This window comes from Deltaproteobacteria bacterium GWA2_45_12, assembly GCA_001797365.1.
Classification (GTDB): Bacteria; UBA10199; UBA10199; order UBA10199; family UBA10199; genus UBA10199.
This window is the reverse complement of the sequence record MGPH01000030.1, coordinates 26,418-44,142: the sequence shown is the minus strand read 5'-3', so window position 1 is coordinate 44,142 and position 17,725 is coordinate 26,418. Positions and strand designations below refer to the sequence as shown.

16 protein-coding genes are annotated in these 17,725 nt (G+C 44.3%); 4 read left to right on the top strand and 12 right to left on the bottom strand.

Features of this window, described 5'->3' with window-relative positions:
* Positions 1-52: 52 nt before the first annotated feature.
* Positions 53-556: a hypoxanthine phosphoribosyltransferase gene (locus A2048_10115; GenBank protein ID OGP09263.1), complete on the bottom strand. Its 504-nt coding sequence runs from the start codon at positions 554-556 to the stop codon at positions 53-55.
* Between the two features lie 77 nt (positions 557-633).
* On the opposite strand from A2048_10115, the gene A2048_10110 reads away from it, so the two are divergent.
* Positions 634-1,044 (top strand): hypothetical protein, encoded by a 411-nt coding sequence (locus A2048_10110; GenBank protein ID OGP09298.1) that lies wholly within the window; start codon positions 634-636, stop codon positions 1,042-1,044.
* Positions 1,045-1,110: 66 nt separating this feature from the next.
* Here A2048_10110 and A2048_10105 read toward each other — a convergent pair whose 3' ends face one another.
* The 7 genes from A2048_10105 to A2048_10075 form a co-directional block, all read right to left on the bottom strand.
* Positions 1,111-1,893, bottom strand: a complete 783-nt coding sequence (locus A2048_10105) for a hypothetical protein (protein ID OGP09262.1) — start codon at positions 1,891-1,893, stop codon at positions 1,111-1,113.
* A 12-nt stretch (positions 1,894-1,905) separates the two neighbouring features.
* On the bottom strand, positions 1,906-3,210 hold the full coding sequence (locus A2048_10100) for a citrate (Si)-synthase (GenBank protein ID OGP09261.1): 1,305 nt from the start codon (positions 3,208-3,210) through the stop codon (positions 1,906-1,908).
* A 65-nt stretch (positions 3,211-3,275) separates the two neighbouring features.
* Positions 3,276-4,382, bottom strand: coding sequence for a rod shape-determining protein RodA (locus A2048_10095; protein ID OGP09260.1), 1,107 nt, complete (start codon positions 4,380-4,382; stop codon positions 3,276-3,278).
* Between the two features lie 118 nt (positions 4,383-4,500).
* Positions 4,501-6,384 carry a penicillin-binding protein 2 gene (locus tag A2048_10090; GenBank protein ID OGP09259.1) on the bottom strand — a complete coding sequence of 628 codons (1,884 nt, stop codon included), beginning with the start codon at positions 6,382-6,384 and terminating at the stop codon, positions 4,501-4,503.
* Between the two features lie 51 nt (positions 6,385-6,435).
* A complete protein-coding gene (locus A2048_10085) occupies positions 6,436-6,993 on the bottom strand; it encodes a hypothetical protein (protein OGP09258.1) in 558 nt (185 codons plus the stop codon).
* Positions 6,990-7,811, bottom strand: a complete 822-nt coding sequence (locus A2048_10080) for a rod shape-determining protein MreC (GenBank protein ID OGP09257.1) — start codon at positions 7,809-7,811, stop codon at positions 6,990-6,992. The genes A2048_10085 and A2048_10080 overlap by 4 nt, the downstream gene beginning before the upstream one ends.
* 37 nt (positions 7,812-7,848) lie before the next feature.
* A complete protein-coding gene (locus A2048_10075) occupies positions 7,849-8,883 on the bottom strand; it encodes a rod shape-determining protein (GenBank protein ID OGP09256.1) in 1,035 nt (344 codons plus the stop codon).
* A gap of 107 nt (positions 8,884-8,990) precedes the next feature.
* Between A2048_10075 and A2048_10070 the strand changes: the two genes are divergently transcribed.
* From A2048_10070 to A2048_10060, 3 genes are all read left to right on the top strand, one after another.
* Entirely contained in the window at positions 8,991-10,130 is a 1,140-nt protein-coding gene (locus A2048_10070) for a hypothetical protein (protein ID OGP09255.1), read from the top strand.
* Positions 10,131-10,223: 93 nt separating this feature from the next.
* Positions 10,224-11,606: a hypothetical protein gene (locus A2048_10065; GenBank protein OGP09254.1), complete on the top strand. Its 1,383-nt coding sequence runs from the start codon at positions 10,224-10,226 to the stop codon at positions 11,604-11,606.
* Positions 11,607-11,746: 140 nt separating this feature from the next.
* Entirely contained in the window at positions 11,747-12,862 is a 1,116-nt protein-coding gene (locus A2048_10060; protein ID OGP09297.1) for a hypothetical protein, read from the top strand.
* Here the strand turns inward: A2048_10060 and A2048_10055 are convergent.
* The 4 genes from A2048_10055 to A2048_10040 form a co-directional block, all read right to left on the bottom strand.
* Positions 12,852-14,405, bottom strand: a complete 1,554-nt coding sequence (locus A2048_10055; GenBank protein ID OGP09253.1) for a bifunctional phosphoribosylaminoimidazolecarboxamide formyltransferase/IMP cyclohydrolase — start codon at positions 14,403-14,405, stop codon at positions 12,852-12,854. The two genes, A2048_10060 and A2048_10055, sit on opposite strands and share 11 nt — an antisense overlap.
* Before the next feature lie 78 nt (positions 14,406-14,483).
* Positions 14,484-15,842 carry a hypothetical protein gene (locus A2048_10050; GenBank protein OGP09252.1) on the bottom strand — a complete coding sequence of 453 codons (1,359 nt, stop codon included), beginning with the start codon at positions 15,840-15,842 and terminating at the stop codon, positions 14,484-14,486.
* A gap of 533 nt (positions 15,843-16,375) precedes the next feature.
* The gene (locus A2048_10045) at positions 16,376-17,125 is read right to left on the bottom strand and encodes a hypothetical protein (GenBank protein OGP09251.1); all 750 of its coding nucleotides are present in this window, start codon (positions 17,123-17,125) and stop codon (positions 16,376-16,378) included.
* 64 nt (positions 17,126-17,189) lie between these two features.
* On the bottom strand, positions 17,190-17,600 hold the full coding sequence (locus A2048_10040) for a hypothetical protein (GenBank protein ID OGP09250.1): 411 nt from the start codon (positions 17,598-17,600) through the stop codon (positions 17,190-17,192).
* Between the last annotated feature and the right edge of the window lie 125 nt (positions 17,601-17,725).

Below are 17,725 nucleotides of genomic sequence, written 5' to 3'. Positions count from 1 at the left end.
GAATCACTATTTGTCTAATTTTTTATGGGCCTTTTTCAAGAAAAGTGATTACCTAAGTAAGCATCCGAATTTCCGATAGTTCCCGAAACTGGCCATTTTCATCCATGCCATAACCCACCACATAAACATCCGGAATTTCAAAACCGATGTAGTCACACTCTTTTTTCAGCCCCTTCTTTTTTTCTTTGTATAAAAGAGTGCAGATTTTAAGACTGCTTGGATTTTGGGCCATGAGATGTTTCTTGATGGCTGCAAGTGTAAGCCCTGTATCGACAATATCTTCTACCAGCAAAACATCCCTCCCTTGAATGGGTTGGGTTGTGTCCAGCTCCAATCGCACCGCCCCGGAAGATTTTTGACCTTGATAAGAAGCCACACGTAAAAAATCAACGGTAAGTGGAACCGTCAAATGACGCACCAGATCCGCCATGAAAATAAAGGCCCCCTTAAGCACGCCCACAACGACCAAATTTTTATCTTTGTAATCGTGATTGACTTGCTTGGCCATGAGGGCCACACGATCTGAAATTGTTTTCGAATCAAAAAGTATTTTCATGATAAAAAAATTGTCAGCATTTTATAATGATGGTATCAAAATCGTAAGGGCAGTTCATGAACTGCCCCTACGCTTTTATGAGCATCATGCACCTAAAATATCTTGGCGACCTTCAAGTAGAAGCCATTCACGAGCTTTCAAAGGTTAAAATCACAACGGATGCCCCGCCGGACAATCAAGGCAAGGGACGATCGTTTTCTCCCACCGACCTGGCAGCCACTTCTTTAGGGGCCTGCATGGCCACCATCATGGGGATTGTGGCCAAGCGCGATAATATTCCGCTTGAAGGAATGACGCTTCAGGTTGAAAAAAAGATGACTCAAAAACTGCCGCGCCGCATTGATGAGCTGAATGTGGCGTTCACAATTCCCCATCTTATCCCTGAAAAAGAACAGCAAAAACTCATCGCAGCCGCCAAAACCTGCCCGGTGCATCACTCACTGCATCCGGATATTAAGATAAATTTGACCTTTCATTGGAAACCGTAAGGGCAATTCATGAATTGCCCTTACACAAGCCGCCCTTACGGGAATTGCCCCTACAAGAATGGCCTCTTACAGGCAAAGCTCCACAACCATCCCCCTCTTTAACTTCCATTTCTTGGCAAGACTCCCCTGATTGGTTGCCAGTTCCAGATACCCCAAACTCCCAAAAAGTAAAATGGGGTCCCCTTTTTTGACCTGCCAATAAGCATCGTTTAATTTCTTGATTTGATGGGAGCCCACCTTTAAGACAAAAGAATTCTTCCGCATCTTTTCTTTAAAATCATCTTCATGAAAATAGAGAACGGCATTTCCGAATTTATCAATGGCCATGATGCGGGCGCGGATTTTTTTTGATTGAACCTGGTGAGCATACAAATCAAGTCGTGTAACGCATGTAAGCTCGGGCCCAAAAACGTCGGGGCTTACCCCCTTGGATAAATGAGCGGCCACAGGGGAAAAAATATCCCTTCCATGAAAAGTGTGGCTCAATTTTGACCTGAAGTAATCGCTATTGGTTAAATGAATGATACGGACAATTTTTTCACGAGCCAGGGCCAGGCTTAAAACACCGTTATCGGGGGCAATAAAAAAATAATTTTCTGTCTGCACAAGGATGGGCTTGCGCGCGCTTCCCACACCGGGGTCCACCACAACAACATGGATGCTCCCCTTGGGAAACAAAAAATAACTTCCGCCCAAAACATAGGAAGCCTGGGCAATGTCATAGGAAGGAATGAGGTGGGAGATGTCGGAAATGCGGGCCTGGGGATTAAGGCTGACAATAACCCCATGAAGCGAACCCACATACTGGTCTTCCAAACCAAAATCCGTGGTCAGCGTGATGACACTCATGGGCAGCCCTCTTTATTTATTCTTCCCACGCTTATTTAAGGGAACATATTTTCTGAGACCAGACCCCGTATAAATCTGCCGTGGGCGGGCGATCTTTTGTTCTTTATCAACAATAAGCTCACGCCACTGGGCCACCCAGCCTGCCGTGCGGCCAATGGTAAACAGAACAGGAAACATGGAGATGGGAAAACCCATCGACTGATAAATAAGCCCCGAATAGAAATCGACATTGGGATAGAGTTTGCGTTCTATAAAATAATCGTCTTCAAGGGCAATGCGCTCCAACTCAAGGGCAATGTCCAGGAGGGGATTTTTTCCCGTTTCTGCAAACACCTTGTTTGCCATTTTTTTGATGATCTTGGCCCGTGGATCGTAGTTTTTGTAAACACGGTGGCCAAACCCCATGAGCTTGCCTTCCCCCTTCTTCACTTTTTTGATGAATGGGGGAACATTGGCAATCGACCCGATTTCCTTAAGCATGCGTACAACGGCCTCGTTGGCCCCGCCATGAAGGGGCCCGTAAAGGGCACAGGTGGCCGCTGATAACGCCGAAAAAGGATCGGCATGGGACGAACCCACAATACGCATGGCGGAAGTGGAACAATTTTGTTCGTGGTCGGCATGAAGGATGAAAAGAAGATCAAGGGCTTTTTCAAAAACGGGATTGGGTTTGAACTTGGGCTCGGTCATTTTAAAAAGCATGTTCAAAAAATTACCCGTATAACTAAGCTCGTTGTCGGGATAAACAAAGGGGAGCCCCAAACTGTGACGGTAGGTATAAGCGGCCACCGTCGTCACCTTACCCAACATACGATAGCTCTGAAGATTGCGGCAGGTTTCATCCGCAATATTTTTGGCATCGGGATAGAACGTGGACAAAGCCGCCAACGAACCCACCATAATCCCCATGGGATGGGCATCGTATAAAAATCCCCAGTCCATGAACTTGCGGATTTTTTCATGGATCATGGTGTGATAGATGATATTCCGGTTCCATTCCTTAAGCTGGGCTGCATTGGGAAGCTCGCCGTAAATAAGAAGATAGGCCACTTCCAGGTAAGTGCTTTTTTCGGCAAGCTCTTCGATGGGGTACCCACGATAACGTAAAATGCCCTTATCGCCATCAATGTAAGTAATGCTACTGCGACATGCGGCGGTATTTTGAAAAGCGGGATCATAGCTCATCAGGCCAAAATCATTTTTGTCAACCTTGATCTGCCTTAAATCTGTGGCATGAATGGTGCCATCCACAATGGGAAGTTCGTATTCTTTTCCTGTGCGTTTATCAACGACACTTAAAACATCTTTTTTAGCCATGATCTGCCTCCTGAAAAATGAAAACAGAAACTATTACAGCCCCGTTATTTTCTCAATGATTTTTGTCAGGTAAAAATAAATCGGCGATAACTGATATTAAGCAACAAGCCAATGCCAATCCAGTTTGTAATCACCGAGGACCCTCCATAACTAAAGAAAGTAAGGGGCACCCCGGTAAGAGGCATCAACCCCAAAATCCCCCAAAGGTTGACAATGATATGCCAGAAAAAGAGGGACAAAATACCCACGGACATGAAAAAGGAATATCGGTCATTGGCATGGGCGGCAATGTCCATCCCCAGATAAAAAAACAAAAAGAACAGGCTTAAAACGAGAAAACATCCGACAAAGCCCCACTCCTCAGCCAGCACACTAAAAATAAAATCCGTATGCCTTTCGGGAATGAATTTAAGCTTGTGGGCCTGGCCCTTAAGATAGCCCTTTCCCAACCATTGGCCGGAGCCGACGGCAATTTTTGACTGAACCAAATGGTACCCGGACCCCTTACGGTCAAGCTCGGGGTTCAAAAAATTCCGCACACGGTCTTTTTGATAAGGAGAAAGTACAAAGAGGTAGGCAATAACCACAATCCCCATCAAAACACCCGAAGCCAGTGCCAAAAGACGGATCCTGATGCCATGAATGAGCACCATGGTTCCATAAATAAAAATATAAAAAAGACTCGAGCCCAAATCTCCCTGCAGCGAAACAAGAATAAAAGGAACCATCAAATACATAAGCGATGGCAAAAGAGTCTTGAAAGAAAAAGAATCTGTGTCTTTGATATCGGCAAGATATTTGGACAATCCAAAAATAAGGCCGATCTTTGCCAGTTCAGTCGGCTGAAGGCTCACGGGCCCAAGTACAATCCAGCTTTGGTTCCCATGCACTTTTTTCCCGATAATCAGCACAAGAACCAAGAACACACATCCCCCCACGTAAATAAGAAAACTGAGCGACTTCAGATGCTTGTAATGAATGGGAACAATAAAAAACAAAAGAAAAATTCCGATCCCGTTCCATAGGGCTTGAGCCTTAAAATAATTGGTTGAAACCTGACCTTCAAAACTTGAAGTGGCACTATACAAATTGATCAAGCCAAAAACATTCAGCAAAATCACCACAAAGAAAAAAAACCAGTTAAATCGCGTCAAGGGTCGTTCAAGCATCATATTATTCTTCCGTAGGGGCAGGGTTGCCCTGCCCTATTATAGGGGCTCGCGTCGCCCCCTCCATCGGCAAAGCCGCTGGAGCCTCCCCCTCAACGCGCCTGTGGCGCTGGGTAGATTCTCACGGGCGAGAATCTACTGCAACACGCGGTTCCAAGTAAGCATCAATGATGGCCATGGCCACCGGCCCTGCTTCACTGCCCCCATGCCCCCCGTTTTCAACCACAACAGAAACGGCAATCTGGGGATTATCATACGGAGCATACCCCACAAACAAGGCATGGTCCTTGGTGCGCTCGGAATGAGCCGCTTTGGATTCATAGCCTAAAACCTGCGCTGTTCCTGTTTTGCCGGCAATCTTGAATTTACTGGCCCGAAGGCGTCCGGCCGTTCCCTGCCCGTGAACCACCTGGATTAAACCTTCATGAATCCATTTCAAATATTCAGGATTTAAAGGTTCCGGATCTATTTTGTCATTTATTTCCAGAATAGCCTTTCCTTCGGAGTCAACAAGTCTATTGACAACATGGGGAACAAACTTATGCCCCCCATTGGCAATAATTCCCACCATGAGGGCATTTTGCAGGGGAGTCACCAGGTCATATCCTTGACCAATGGAAATGGAAAGCGTTTCACTTTCAATCCATGGCCGCTTGAATCTTTTTTGTTTCCAATCGGTGGTGGGAATAAGCCCGGCTTTTTCATAAGGAAGATCAATGCCCGTTTTTTCACCAAGCCCCAAACGATGGGCGTATTGATTTAATGTATCCACCCCTGCCCTCAGTCCGGTTTGATAATAAAAAATATCGCAGGACTGGGTGAGGGCACGTACAAGGGAAACGGCCCCATGTCCATGTTTGTTCCAGCAATGAAAAACACGGTTTCCAAATTGGAGCCCTCCACTGCAATGAAAAACCGTTTCCGGATTTATTTTTTGGGAAGATAAACCAGACAAACTTGTCACCATCTTATAGGTAGACCCCGGAGGATAAGTGGCTTGTATGGCCCGATTATAAAGATATTTGTCGGGATCCAAATTGATTTTTTGCCAGTAAGGTTTGTCAATATTTTTGATAATGCGGTTGCCGTCAAAATTGGGGGCACTGTAGAGAACGATCACCTCCCCTGTATTGGGGTCAAGGGCAACAGCCGCCCCTCTTCTTCCTTTAAAAGAAAGGCTCGCTGCTTCCTGCGCCTTAAAATCAAGGCCGGTCTGCAAATCATAACCCGAAACCGGAGTCAGATTGGCCCTTTCCCCAATGAGTGTGACATCCGGATTATTGCGTATTTCCTTGCCACGAGCATCAACCACACGGGCCAAAACCCCGTCGGTGCCCTTAAGATATTCATCGTAGGTCGTCTCAAGCCCACTGGTTCCCACCAGATCGCCCATGCTGTAATGATCCCCATGGGATTTTTTCAATTTCTCCAAATTTTCCCTGTCAACCTCTTTTAAATAACCAATCACATGTGAAAACAAATCAGGATATAAATAACGTCGGATACGGGCCCTGCGGACTTCAATCCCAGGCAAGGTCGAAGGCCCCATTTCGTCATCGGTAGGCTTGTTGTATTCACTGATTTTGGCCACCCAGTCATAGGGAACATCACTGGCCAATACAACGGGGAAAAAGGGAAGCTGGCCCCGGGCCATTTTCAGCTTCTCGTTAATTTCTTCAGTGGTCAAAGGAACAAGCTCTGTCAGTTTTTTTATTGTTTCCTCTTTGTCTTTTAAATCTTGGGGAATGGCGACAATCTCAAAGATGGAACGATTATCAGCAAGTACTTTCCCGTTACGGTCAAGCACAAGCCCCCTTTTGGCTCTTATTTCCTCTTCACGAACAGAGATTTGATCAGAAAGAATACGATAGTTGGGCCCCTTGATCACCTGCAGATAAAGAAGCCTGGCAACAACAATGAACAGGAATAAAAAAATAAAAATCAGCAAGAGCCCCACTTTTTTCTGGAGATAACCAACATCTTCATCTGAGGTGTAAAGGGGCATAATATATATCCCCTCCCCCTTGAGGGGGGAGGGTGAGGGAGAGGGTGAAAATTACAAATACCGTCTCTGCTTGCTCTTCGAAACAAAATAGTCGGCTCCCGTGATTTGGGCTTTTTTTCTGGATGTTTTCGTCAGCCAGAACGATAAGCTCCTATCCAAAAACAAGAGACTCGGGATGGCAATAAGGGCATTTATGACAGATTGAACAAATAATTGTTCCCAAAACCAGACTTTGTCCAAATGGGCCACTTCGCGGTACAGGACAAAGCCATACAAAAATTTGATAAACAAGGTGAGAAACCCGACCCATAGGGCTTTGGTGACATAGGCCTCGGTATAAAACTGATCCATAAGAAGATAAATGGTCACAAAAACAAAACATCCCACAAAAAGTGTGGAAAAAGGAGTGATGGCACTGGAAGCTTCCAACATCAGTGAAAGAACAGCCACTGAAACCAACCCTTCAAAAAGTCCAAATTCAAAACCGATGAAAATAATCAGGATGATTGAAAATTCAAGATTCAGGGAAATGTTCCCCAAAGAAAATCGAAACAACATCTGCAAGGGCAGCAAAAAAAGGACCACCAAAATGACAAAGATTATTTTCATTGCAAGATCACCACTTCTTCAAGTGTTGAAAAATCGACTTCCGGGATGACGGTTGACCGATCGACTGATGAATCTTCGGCCCTCCGAATATCGGCCACCGTTCCCACAGGAATACCGCCAGGATAAATACCGCCGAGCCCGGAGGTCACCAAAAGATCTCCGCGTTTAAAGGGCTGGCCCAAATCAAAATATTCAATGTGTGAAATAAGGGGATAGCGTTTGAGACGGATGGCATCCACCCCGGAACCCACCACCAAGGCCCTCACCCTGCTTTCGGTATTAATGACATCCACCGAAAAGTGGGAATCAACCATCAAAAGAACCAGGGAACTATCTTCTAAAACTCGAATCACACGCCCTACCAAACCACGTTCATTAATAACCGGCGAATTCAACACCACCCCATTTTCAGATCCTTTGGAAACCCACACGGACTGAATCTGGGCAAAAGGATCATAGGCCAAAATATGAGCCGGCACTCCGTCCAATTTTAAATCTTCGGCATAGCTTTGAGCTTTGGACACTTTAAGGATGCTCTTAATGCGTTCTTCCAAAGCCACCACCAGCAATTGTTTTTGATGAATCTGTTTCTTTAAAGCTTCATTTTCTTTTTGGGCATCGACCAGGGCTATATAGTGTTTCCAGGTATTTTTGACGAACCTACTTGTCACATAAGCAAGATTTTGAAAGGGACGATAAACAAAATTGACTGTCTTGGCAGGATAAAAACCGGATGAACCCGATTCTTGATAATGTTGATGAAGAATGACCAAAAGAGTCAGAAGTAAAGCGACCGACAGGAGAATTCTTTTTCTCATGAATTTTTAAGGCAAAAATGGGAATGTAAAAACTGCCTTATTGCAAGGCAATTTCTCTTAACACACTGAGCTCATCCAAGGCCTTGCCAGCACCCAAAACAACGCACGAAAGCGGGTCTTCGGCAATCGTCACAGGCAGCCCTGTTTCTTCGCGAACCAGTTTATCCAAACCCTTAAGAAGCGCACCCCCTCCGGCAAGCACAATCCCTTTGTCAACAATATCCCCCGCCAGTTCAGGAGGTGTTCTTTCAAGTGTAATTTTGATGGCCTCAATAATGGCATGCACCGGTTCGAGCAGCGCTTCACGAACTTCATCGGAATTGATCTGCAAAACGCGTGGGATTCCTGTCACCAAGTCGCGGCCCTTCACTTCAAGGGTTTGTAACTCGGTATCAGGAAACGCATTTCCGATATTGATCTTGATCCACTCGGCTGTTCGTTCTCCGATGAGCACGTTGTAGTTTCTTTTGACGTGACTGACGATGGCTTCATCCATTTTATCACCAGCCACGCGAACCGATTTGCTAAACACAATGCCAGCTAAGGAAATAACAGCCACTTCTGTTGTGCCACCCCCAATGTCAACGATCATGTTCCCTGAAGGCTCGGTAATGGGAAGGCCTGCTCCAATAGCCGCTGCCATGGGTTCTTCAATAAGGTAAACTTCGCGGGCTCCCGCTGATTCAGCCGATTCACGTACAGCCCGTTTTTCAACTTCGGTAACGCCAAAAGGAACACAAATAATGATACGGGGACGCACCAATGTTTTACGATTGTGAGCCTTGCGGATAAAATAACGAAGCATAGCTTCGGTTATTTCAAAGTCGGCAATCACGCCATCTTTGATGGGCCGGATAGCTTCAATATTGCTTGGGGTTCGACCCAGCATTTCCTTGGCTTCCTTGCCGACGGCCAGGATTCGTTTATTGGTTCGTGATTCACGCCGGATGGCAACAACAGAAGGTTCGGAGCACACGATTCCTTTTCCTTTGACATAAACAAGGGTATTTGCCGTGCCTAAATCAATGCCAAGATCATTTGAAAACATGCCAAGAATAAAGTCAAAAATCATAGATATTCCTTAAGGTTAATATATTTTTTCAAAGTATCAGAAGCAAAGCCATCAAAGCAAGAAATTTGTTGCAATGCCAAGGCCTTTGAGTTTACTTTGGAGAAATTATGTTAACCATTCTTCGAAAACATGCTTCCACATGGATCACCAAAGCCATCCTGGGCCTTATCGCCGTTGTCTTCATTTTCTTTTTTGGTTCGGGCACCCTTAGAAAGAGCCAGAACCACCCTTCGGCTGTTGTCGCCAAAGTCAACGGGGAACCCATTACGGTGGCCTATTTGCAGGGACAAATCCTTGAAAAACAGGAATCAAACGAAATGTATAAAAACCTTCCCGAAAGTTTTGAACAAAAATTCCGGAGCATGGTTTTAAATGGCATTATCAATGAAAAAATCCTGGTCACTGAAGCCGAAAAAATAGGACTTGCTGTTTCCAATGCCGAACTAGCCGATGCCATCCAAAAAACACCCCAGGCCCAAAAAGATGGAAAATTTGATTCTGTTTTTTATCAAAGCCGCTTTCGTCCCTGGTTTGCCAATCGGTATGCCATTGATTACGAAGAATGGCTTAAAAATGCCCTCACCAAAGCCAAACTGTTCCAATATTTCTCAAACATGGTTGTTGTTTCCGACAACGAAGTCAAAAGCCATTTTGCCAGTGAAAATACGCGTTTCAAATTCAAAAAGGTAAGTCTTCAATTCATGCCTTTGGCCGAAAAAAACATTCCGGATGAAAAAGAAATTCAGGCCTGGATTGACCAGAAAAAATCATCCACAAAAGAAACCCTTCCCCCTGATGATATTTTAAAACAGGAAGCCGTTCAGGAATTAAACAAAAAAACGGGGCATGCCAAAGCTGACTCGCTTGCCCAGGAAATGCTTCCTTTATGGAAAGGGAGCGGCAATGTTGCATCCTTTGTTAAAAAAAATGAACTTCTGGAAGATGAAACCGACAGTGTGAATTTAAATGAGATGCAAATAGCCTTCCCCGGCATTCGTCCTGACGACATCCAAAAACTGGCCGGCCTGTCCCCTGAAAAACCCATTCTCGATTCCATTATTGACACAGGGGATGCGATCTATCTGGTAAAGCTTGTTGAAAAAAAACAAGCGGACTGGACCGAGTTTGAAACCAAAAAACAGGAAGAAATCCAAAAATTAAAAGAAGAACGTGTTGCATCAATTTTTGATCAATGGTTTGAAGAAAAAAAGAAATCAGCCAAAATCAAGATTGTTGAATCCACTTAATTACCCTTTTCGACTAGCTTCCCCCATCTTGTAAGGGCAATTCATGAATTGCCCCTACCCAGGCATGGCGGACTTAGTCGAACCATGCTTCTGATGTCTTCTCTCTGCAATCAATTCCCATTCGTCGATTCCATTTTTAAAACCGGTGGTGAAGTTTATCTTGTGGGCGGCAATGTGCGCGATGAACTCTTGGGCATCCCCCATAAAGACAACGATCTTCTCATCACTGGCCTACCCATGGAGTCGCTCATGAGCCTTCTTAAAAAGGAAGGATGGGTCAATACGGTGGGAAAATCGTTTGGCATCATCAAGTTTCGTCCCCGACAAAAAAACGATATCGAATTTGATTTAAGCCTGCCGCGCGTTGAAAAATCTGTCGGACCCGGACATCGTGACTTCGAGGTTGATTTTGATCCCCATATCCCTGTTGAAAAAGATTTGGGGCGTCGTGATTTTACCATCAACGCCATCGCGAAAAATTTGAAAACACAGGAGTATCTTGATCCCTACAACGGGCGGGAAGATTTAAGGAAAAAAATCCTCCGCCAGGTTTTTGAAAACACTTTTGTTGAAGACCCCCTTCGCCTTCTTCGGGCCGTTCAATTTAGCGCACGATTTCATTTGACCATTGAACCGGAAACAATCGCCGGCATGAAAAAAAATGCCGCCCTTATTCGCGAAATTTCAAAAGAACGCATCATCGGGGAGATCAAAAAATTGTTCATGGCCGAAAAACCCTCCCATGGGTTTGACCTTATGCGCGAGGTGGGGTTGCTTGAATTTGTTTTCCCTTTCATCCCTCCCATGATTGGTGTCATGCAACCCATGAAAAAAAATGAGGACGTCTATCAGCACACCATGAAGGTATTAGATGCCGCTCGTAGTGCCGCAGAATTGGACAAACCGGGGGATATTGACCTTATGTTTGCCGCCCTTTTACATGATGCCGGCAAACCCGCCACAGTGAACTATGACAAAGACAAGGACAAAACCACTTTTTACAATCACCAGATCGTTTCCAAGCGCATCGCGAAGCAATGGCTTAATGAATATAAAGCCACCTGCATTGGAGTCAACATCGGCAAGGTGTTAAACATGACCTTTAACCACATGTTTGAAACCAAGGCTTTTTATTCCGAACGAGCCATCAGGCGCTTTGTCAATAAAATCGGAAAGGATCATATTTTTGATTTGATCGACCTGCGCATTGCCGATAAAAAAGGAGGGCGCTACCCCGACAGCATGAAGGGTATTTTAAATTTGCGCCAAAGAATCCAGGATGAATTGGACAAAAAACCCCCGTTCGGCCCCAAAGACCTGGCCTTAAACGGCCACGACATCATGGCCCTGGGCTACAAACCCGGCCCCATCATTGGTGAAATCCAAAAATTTCTATTGGAAAAAGTACTGGATGAACCAGAGCTGAATACGAAGGAAATCTTGGAGAAATTGGTGAAAGAGAAATTCACCGTGTAGGGACCCCGCATTACGGGGTCCCTACGTCAATACCTAAAATGTCGCATGCCGTGATGGCTATTTTAACCTATAAGTTAAAATAGCCTTGACCCTATTAACCTGTGGGTTAATATAGCCATATGCGTTATTTGACCCCTTTTATCGTCAAGGATCTGCAAAAAAAGATGGTTTTTCTAAGTGGGCCCAGACAGGTTGGAAAAACCTACTTGGCCAACACCATTCTTCATGAACAAGCCCACGATCACGGAGTTTATTTCAATTGGGACTTCGATAAAGATAAGAGCAATATTTTGTCCCTTAAATGGTTGGAACAGGAAAAGCTCATCATTCTGGATGAAATTCACAAATACAAACGATGGAAAAACTGGCTCAAAGGAATTTTCGACAAGTACCGTGACAAACACCAGTTTTTGATCACGGGGAGTGCCCGTTTGGACACTTATCGGCGCGGGGGCGATTCACTCATGGGGCGGTATCATTCTTGGCGACTCCATCCATTTTCTTTGGAAGAACATCCAGCCAAGTTAAATAAAAAAGAAGTGTTTGGAAGACTCATGACTGTGGGTGGATTCCCCGAACCTTTTCTGGATGGAAATGAAATTGAAGCCAGACGATGGAGAAAAGAACGCTATGAAAAAATTCTGCGCAATGACGTCCGTGATCTGGAACCCATCAAAGACATACAATACCTTGCCCTGCTTCTTGATTTGCTCAGAAAAAGGGTCGGATCTGCTGTGGTCATTGCCAATATAGCCGAAAACTTGCATGTATCTTTCAATGCTGTCAAAAATTGGGTCGATATTTTGGAACGAATGTATGTTGTTTTTAAAGTCAAACCCTATACAAACAATTTGGCACGGGCCATTCTTAAGCCCCCCAAAATTTACTTTTTCGATAATGCCGACATTATGGGCGATGAAGGAGCTCGTTTTGAAAATCTGGTCGCCACCCACTTGCTTAAAAAACTTAATTATATTGAGGACAGGTTCGGTTACAAAATGGAATTGAATTACATTCGTGACAAGGAAGGCCGTGAAGTTGATTTTGTCGTTCTTAAAGATGGCAATGTGGAAGATTTAATTGAAGTAAAATGGGGCGATGATGAAGTTTCAAAATCACTTCAATATTATGCTGAAAAACTAAATCCCAAAAATGCAGTACAAATTGTAGGACAACTCAAAAAATCATACTCAAAAAACAAACTCCACGTCATAAGCCCTTTTGAATACTTTAAAGAATTCCCGATCAATGCCTAAAATGCCGCATGCCAGTGAAGATCATCGCCAGGCCATGTTCATTGGCGGCTTGGATGACTTCTTCATCTTTGACAGAACCACCAGGCTGAATAACCGCCGTAATGCCCTGCTTGGCAGCGGCATCCAAACCATCACGAAAAGGGAAAAAGGCATCGGAAGCCAGAACAGAACCCTTAAGTGATTTTTTAGCCTTCATCACCGCAAGATTGACAGAATCGACCCGACTCATTTGGCCAGCCCCCACTCCCAAAGTTTGACCGTCTTTGGTAAAAACGATGGCGTTTGATTTGACGTGTTTGGCCACCTTCCAGGCAAAATCAAGTTCGTTATATTCTTGTTCTGTGGGTTTTCTTTGGGAAACAACCTTGACGGTGCGAATATCGACACTCCCCAAATCTTTGTCCTGCAGCAAGAGTCCCCCACCGACACGTTTGATGTCGAGAACGGGCGCAATAAATTGCGCCCCTACGGGGGCCAAAACCATTAAACGGATATTCTTTTTTGCTTCGAGGATTTTTAAGGCAGCAGGTTCAAACCCCGGCGCAATAATGCATTCGTAAAAAGTTTCTGAAATAGCCTGGGCACAAGCCGGGTCGACAACACGGTTTAACCCGATGATCCCGCCAAAGCACGAAACAGGATCGGCTTCTTTGGCGCGCACATAGCTTTCAGCCAAATCCTTACCCACAGCCACCCCGCAAGGGTTCGTGTGTTTAACGATAACGCACGCGGGAAGAGAAAATTCGCGCACACAATTGAGGGCCGCTTCCAAATCCAAAAGATTGTTGAACGAAAGTTCCTTGCCGTGAATTTGTTTGGCTTCCACCAGACTTCCCGTCGGCGCTTGTACATCTTTATAAAAAGCCGCCTTCTGATGAGGGTTTTCTCCATAACGAAGGTCCTGCACTTTTGCGAGGCTGATCTGGTAAATATCCGGGAAACCTTCCGTGGTGATTTTGGGAGTCAAATAATTGGAAATGGCTGAATCATACTGCGCGGTTTTTTGAAAAACTTTCACCGCTAATTTAAAATTGGTTTCAGAAGAAATGCTTCCAGATGATTTTTTCATCTCTTCTATAAGACAAGGGTAATCGTTGAAATCAGCAACCACGGTCACATCGGGATGGTTTTTGGCCGCAGCCCTCAGCATGGTGGGGCCTCCGATATCGATGTTTTCTATAGCCTCTTCTAAATGCACGCCTGGTTTGGCCACTGTTTTTTCAAATTCATAAAGATTCACAATGACCATATCAATGGGATGGATATCATTAGCCTTCATTTCCTGAAGATGTTTTGGATTGGAACGAATCCCCAACAAGCCACCTTCAATTTTGGGATGGATTGTTTTTAAACGCCCATCTAAAATTTCCGGCGAGCCCGTATATTCGGACACATCCACAACCTTCACTCCCGCTTCGCGAAGCACCTTGGCCGTGCCGCCGGTGGATAAAATTTCAACATTCATGCTTTGCAAAAATTTTCCGAATTCAACAATCCCGGTTTTGTCTGTAACACTGATAATGGCGCGTTTTATTTGAGGCATGTTAATTTCCTTTGGTAGTGACAGGTCGCAACCTGTCACTACCCTGAACGGGCGATCACGAGGATCGCCCCTACATATTTACGGTTTCAATCGTGACATTCCCAAGACCGACTTAAGATCATCATCGGTCACCGAAATACCGGCCCCCATGATCCAATCGGTATCCTGTTCGGGATTGATAAAATCATCGGCCCCCCCCATGATATAAAAACTTTTGGTGATATTGTAGGTGCTCGTGGCTTTAAGATGGGGTTTTTCTCCGTGCTTGGTTTCAAAATCAAAGGCGGAAAACTGCGCTCCAAAAGGGCCTTTTTTATAATCCATCCCTGCCCCACCACTGGATTCAATAAGCCCTCCACGCAGAGTGAAATCATAAAACTGTTTGGCAAACTGAGCTGAAAAAATAAATCGATCCGTATCATCCGTTTCAATTTCTTCGCGCACGGTTGTCGTCACCCCGTTGGTGGTGATTTGACTCGTTTTTGTCTTATGCTTGGTGTCGGGGGCCGGGTCATCCACCAATTCAAAAAGAAAATATTTATCGGGCTTTGGCTTTACGGCCAACGACACATAATGCTTAAACTGCTCCGTGGAGGATAAATATTCGGTATGGTAGCCCATGTCGAGCTGAAGCTTGTTTGAACTTCCCAAGAGATCATTTAAATTGTCAATGGACTCATTTAATTTTTCAACGGTGGCATCATCGTTAACCAGTTTTCCCAAAGTGCCTTCCCCTCTTCTTATTTTGTCGGTAATTTCTTCCATGTTGCCGGCCGTGTTATCAATTCTTGAAAAATTGCGGGCAATCAAAAGATTCAGGTTTTCTGAAACAGATTTGAAATTACCGATGATCGCATTCAGGTTCTGTTCATTTTGAACAGAGACACGGCCAAGGGCTTCGGTTAACCGTTCAATATTGTTTAAGGTATGCGCAAAACTTGAATCGTCCCCTGCCATGTATTTTCGAAGAGTGCTTGTAATGGCCTTGACATCCCCTGTCACATCAGAAAGCTCCCCTCCCAGCGACCCAAAATCACCCCCCGTGCTTTGGGCCGGAATAGTACTTTCTGCCTCTAGCCACGATGTCACTTCAACGGGTTGAATGAGATCAATATAGGTATCTCCCAAAAAACCCATTGAGCGGACACGGGCCACTATTCCATCGGCCAATTTGACTTTTTTACTTAATTTTAAAGTGAGTTTGGCTTTCGAATGATCGAGCAATTCAATTTCAGAAACATAACCGACTTGCACGCCGGCAATTTGAACGGGGGTTTTTTGGCTCATCCCCACAGCCGACCCAATCACCATGAAATATTTTTGGCTTCCACCCGGAAGAAACGATTGCTTACTTACTTTAAGGGTGGCGTAGGTAAGGATGAAAAGAATGGCAACAATAAAGGCCCCAACACGAACACGTGGATCTTTAAAAAACATCCGTGCTTTTTAGCTGAAGAAAGCAAGAGAATGCAATGAATTTTAGTTGTTTGATCGACTATAGTAATCCTTCGATCACCGCCTTTTGTAAGGGCAATTCATGAATTGCCCTACCCGGACATGGTGAGCGCCGTCGAACCATGACTCGGTATTTATGAGACTTATTTTCAAAATATTTATGAATATTTTTGGAAAAGAAGAATTTAAGAGAAGAAACGAAGTGGCAAAAGGAGGTCCAGTTATGGACAATCCGTAACCGAACCTCCTTTACCGTTGGGGTGGAAAAACTAAAAATTTTGGAGTGAATCTAAAAAGTCCATCCCCCCCTCTGACTTTTTAATAGAGCAAACCCCATGCCACCTGCCAAAAAAGAAAATAAAATCAAACTATTACGTAAATAACTAATTTTTATGGATTTTTAGAAAAGAGATTCGAGATGCTTGTTTTAGAAAAGCTCTTAAGTGTCAAGAAACGCACTTTGCGCTGGGTAAATTTGTACTACCTTTTATCAAAAGGATTTCTCAAAAAGATTATTACAGAAGATTTCCGTCCTTATAAGGAGATTGTAAATCTGTGGCCTGAAACAAATTTCGGATAAGTTCTTGGGAAGAATCCACTCCAATTTCTCCATCCGGGTAAACATTAATTTTAAGGTAATAGATCCGTTGGGGATTTTTGATAGGGGTGGGAGAAAAAATGGGATTACAAATGCCTCCCTTTTTTCGCGCTGACAGGGTACGTAAAACTTCTATTTTACTTTCAACAATCTTTTTTCCTAACGCTTGGCAAAATTTGTAATCAGAAGGATGAACAAGCTGATTAAAGAGTGTTTTTTCTTTGGTAAGGTCAAGGGACGCCTTTGAGTCAACATCAGCAAGATACATGGCACGCTCACTGTGGTAAACCTCGCCCTTGGGAAGCACATTGTCTTTGGCTAATTGGTAAGCCACCCAACAGGCCTCTGTGACACTGGTGATTTCATCTTCAGCCGCATACCAGACACCATAGGATTTTCCATCTCCAAAGCGGCCATAATTCCAATGTTCCCTTTCGAATACCTGAAGGATTTGATCGTCCTCGATAACCGCATATTGAAACGGGCGGTGAAACTGCGGCTGATTGTGGTCGATTCCTGAGGTGAGCGCAATGAGCGTTTCGACCAAAGAATAATCCTCCGGATCGCAAACATCGGCGTGAATATGCTGCCCCGTGGCATTGGTGAAAATGTTACGGAAGACTTTTTTTTTGTAAGGAACGGAATGAAATACAGGAAAAGGAAACATATTGATTAACTCCCCCCAACCCCCTCTTAAATTAAGAGGGGGCGAGGGGGAGTTATGGCCCGGCCTAAGTTCTCGCCTGATCCAGGCGCCTGCGAATAGCGGCAATGGTGGTAAACGAATTGATCTCTCCCCCCTCTTCAATAATTTGCATGGGGCTTTTGCCGTTAAAAAGAAAATCTTGCGGTGTTTTCATAAAATCATAAGCCGCACGCAGATTGTACGGAAAAAGAATTTTCAGATTTTTGTGAATGGCTGCCAGATGCCCCACACGTTGGAATTTGTCGGGATCTTCGGGAATAATTTGTTTGGTCTTCCAATCTTTTAGCTTGGTCACGTGATATTTTACTCCCAATAACAAAGCCTGTTCCTTGGGATCGGTTTGCCAATGATCCATCAAATTCCAAAACACTTTTCCCAAAGCGTGAGAACTTGCAGCACTTATTTTTAAAGCATTTTGATGAAGGGCTAAAGACATGAAAGAACTATGAGACATTTTTAGCATATTTGCAATATCTATTATAGTAAATTATAAATATATGAATTTATTATATTTATATATGAGCAATATTGCTAAAATTATTAATTTAACTTTTGATTGGG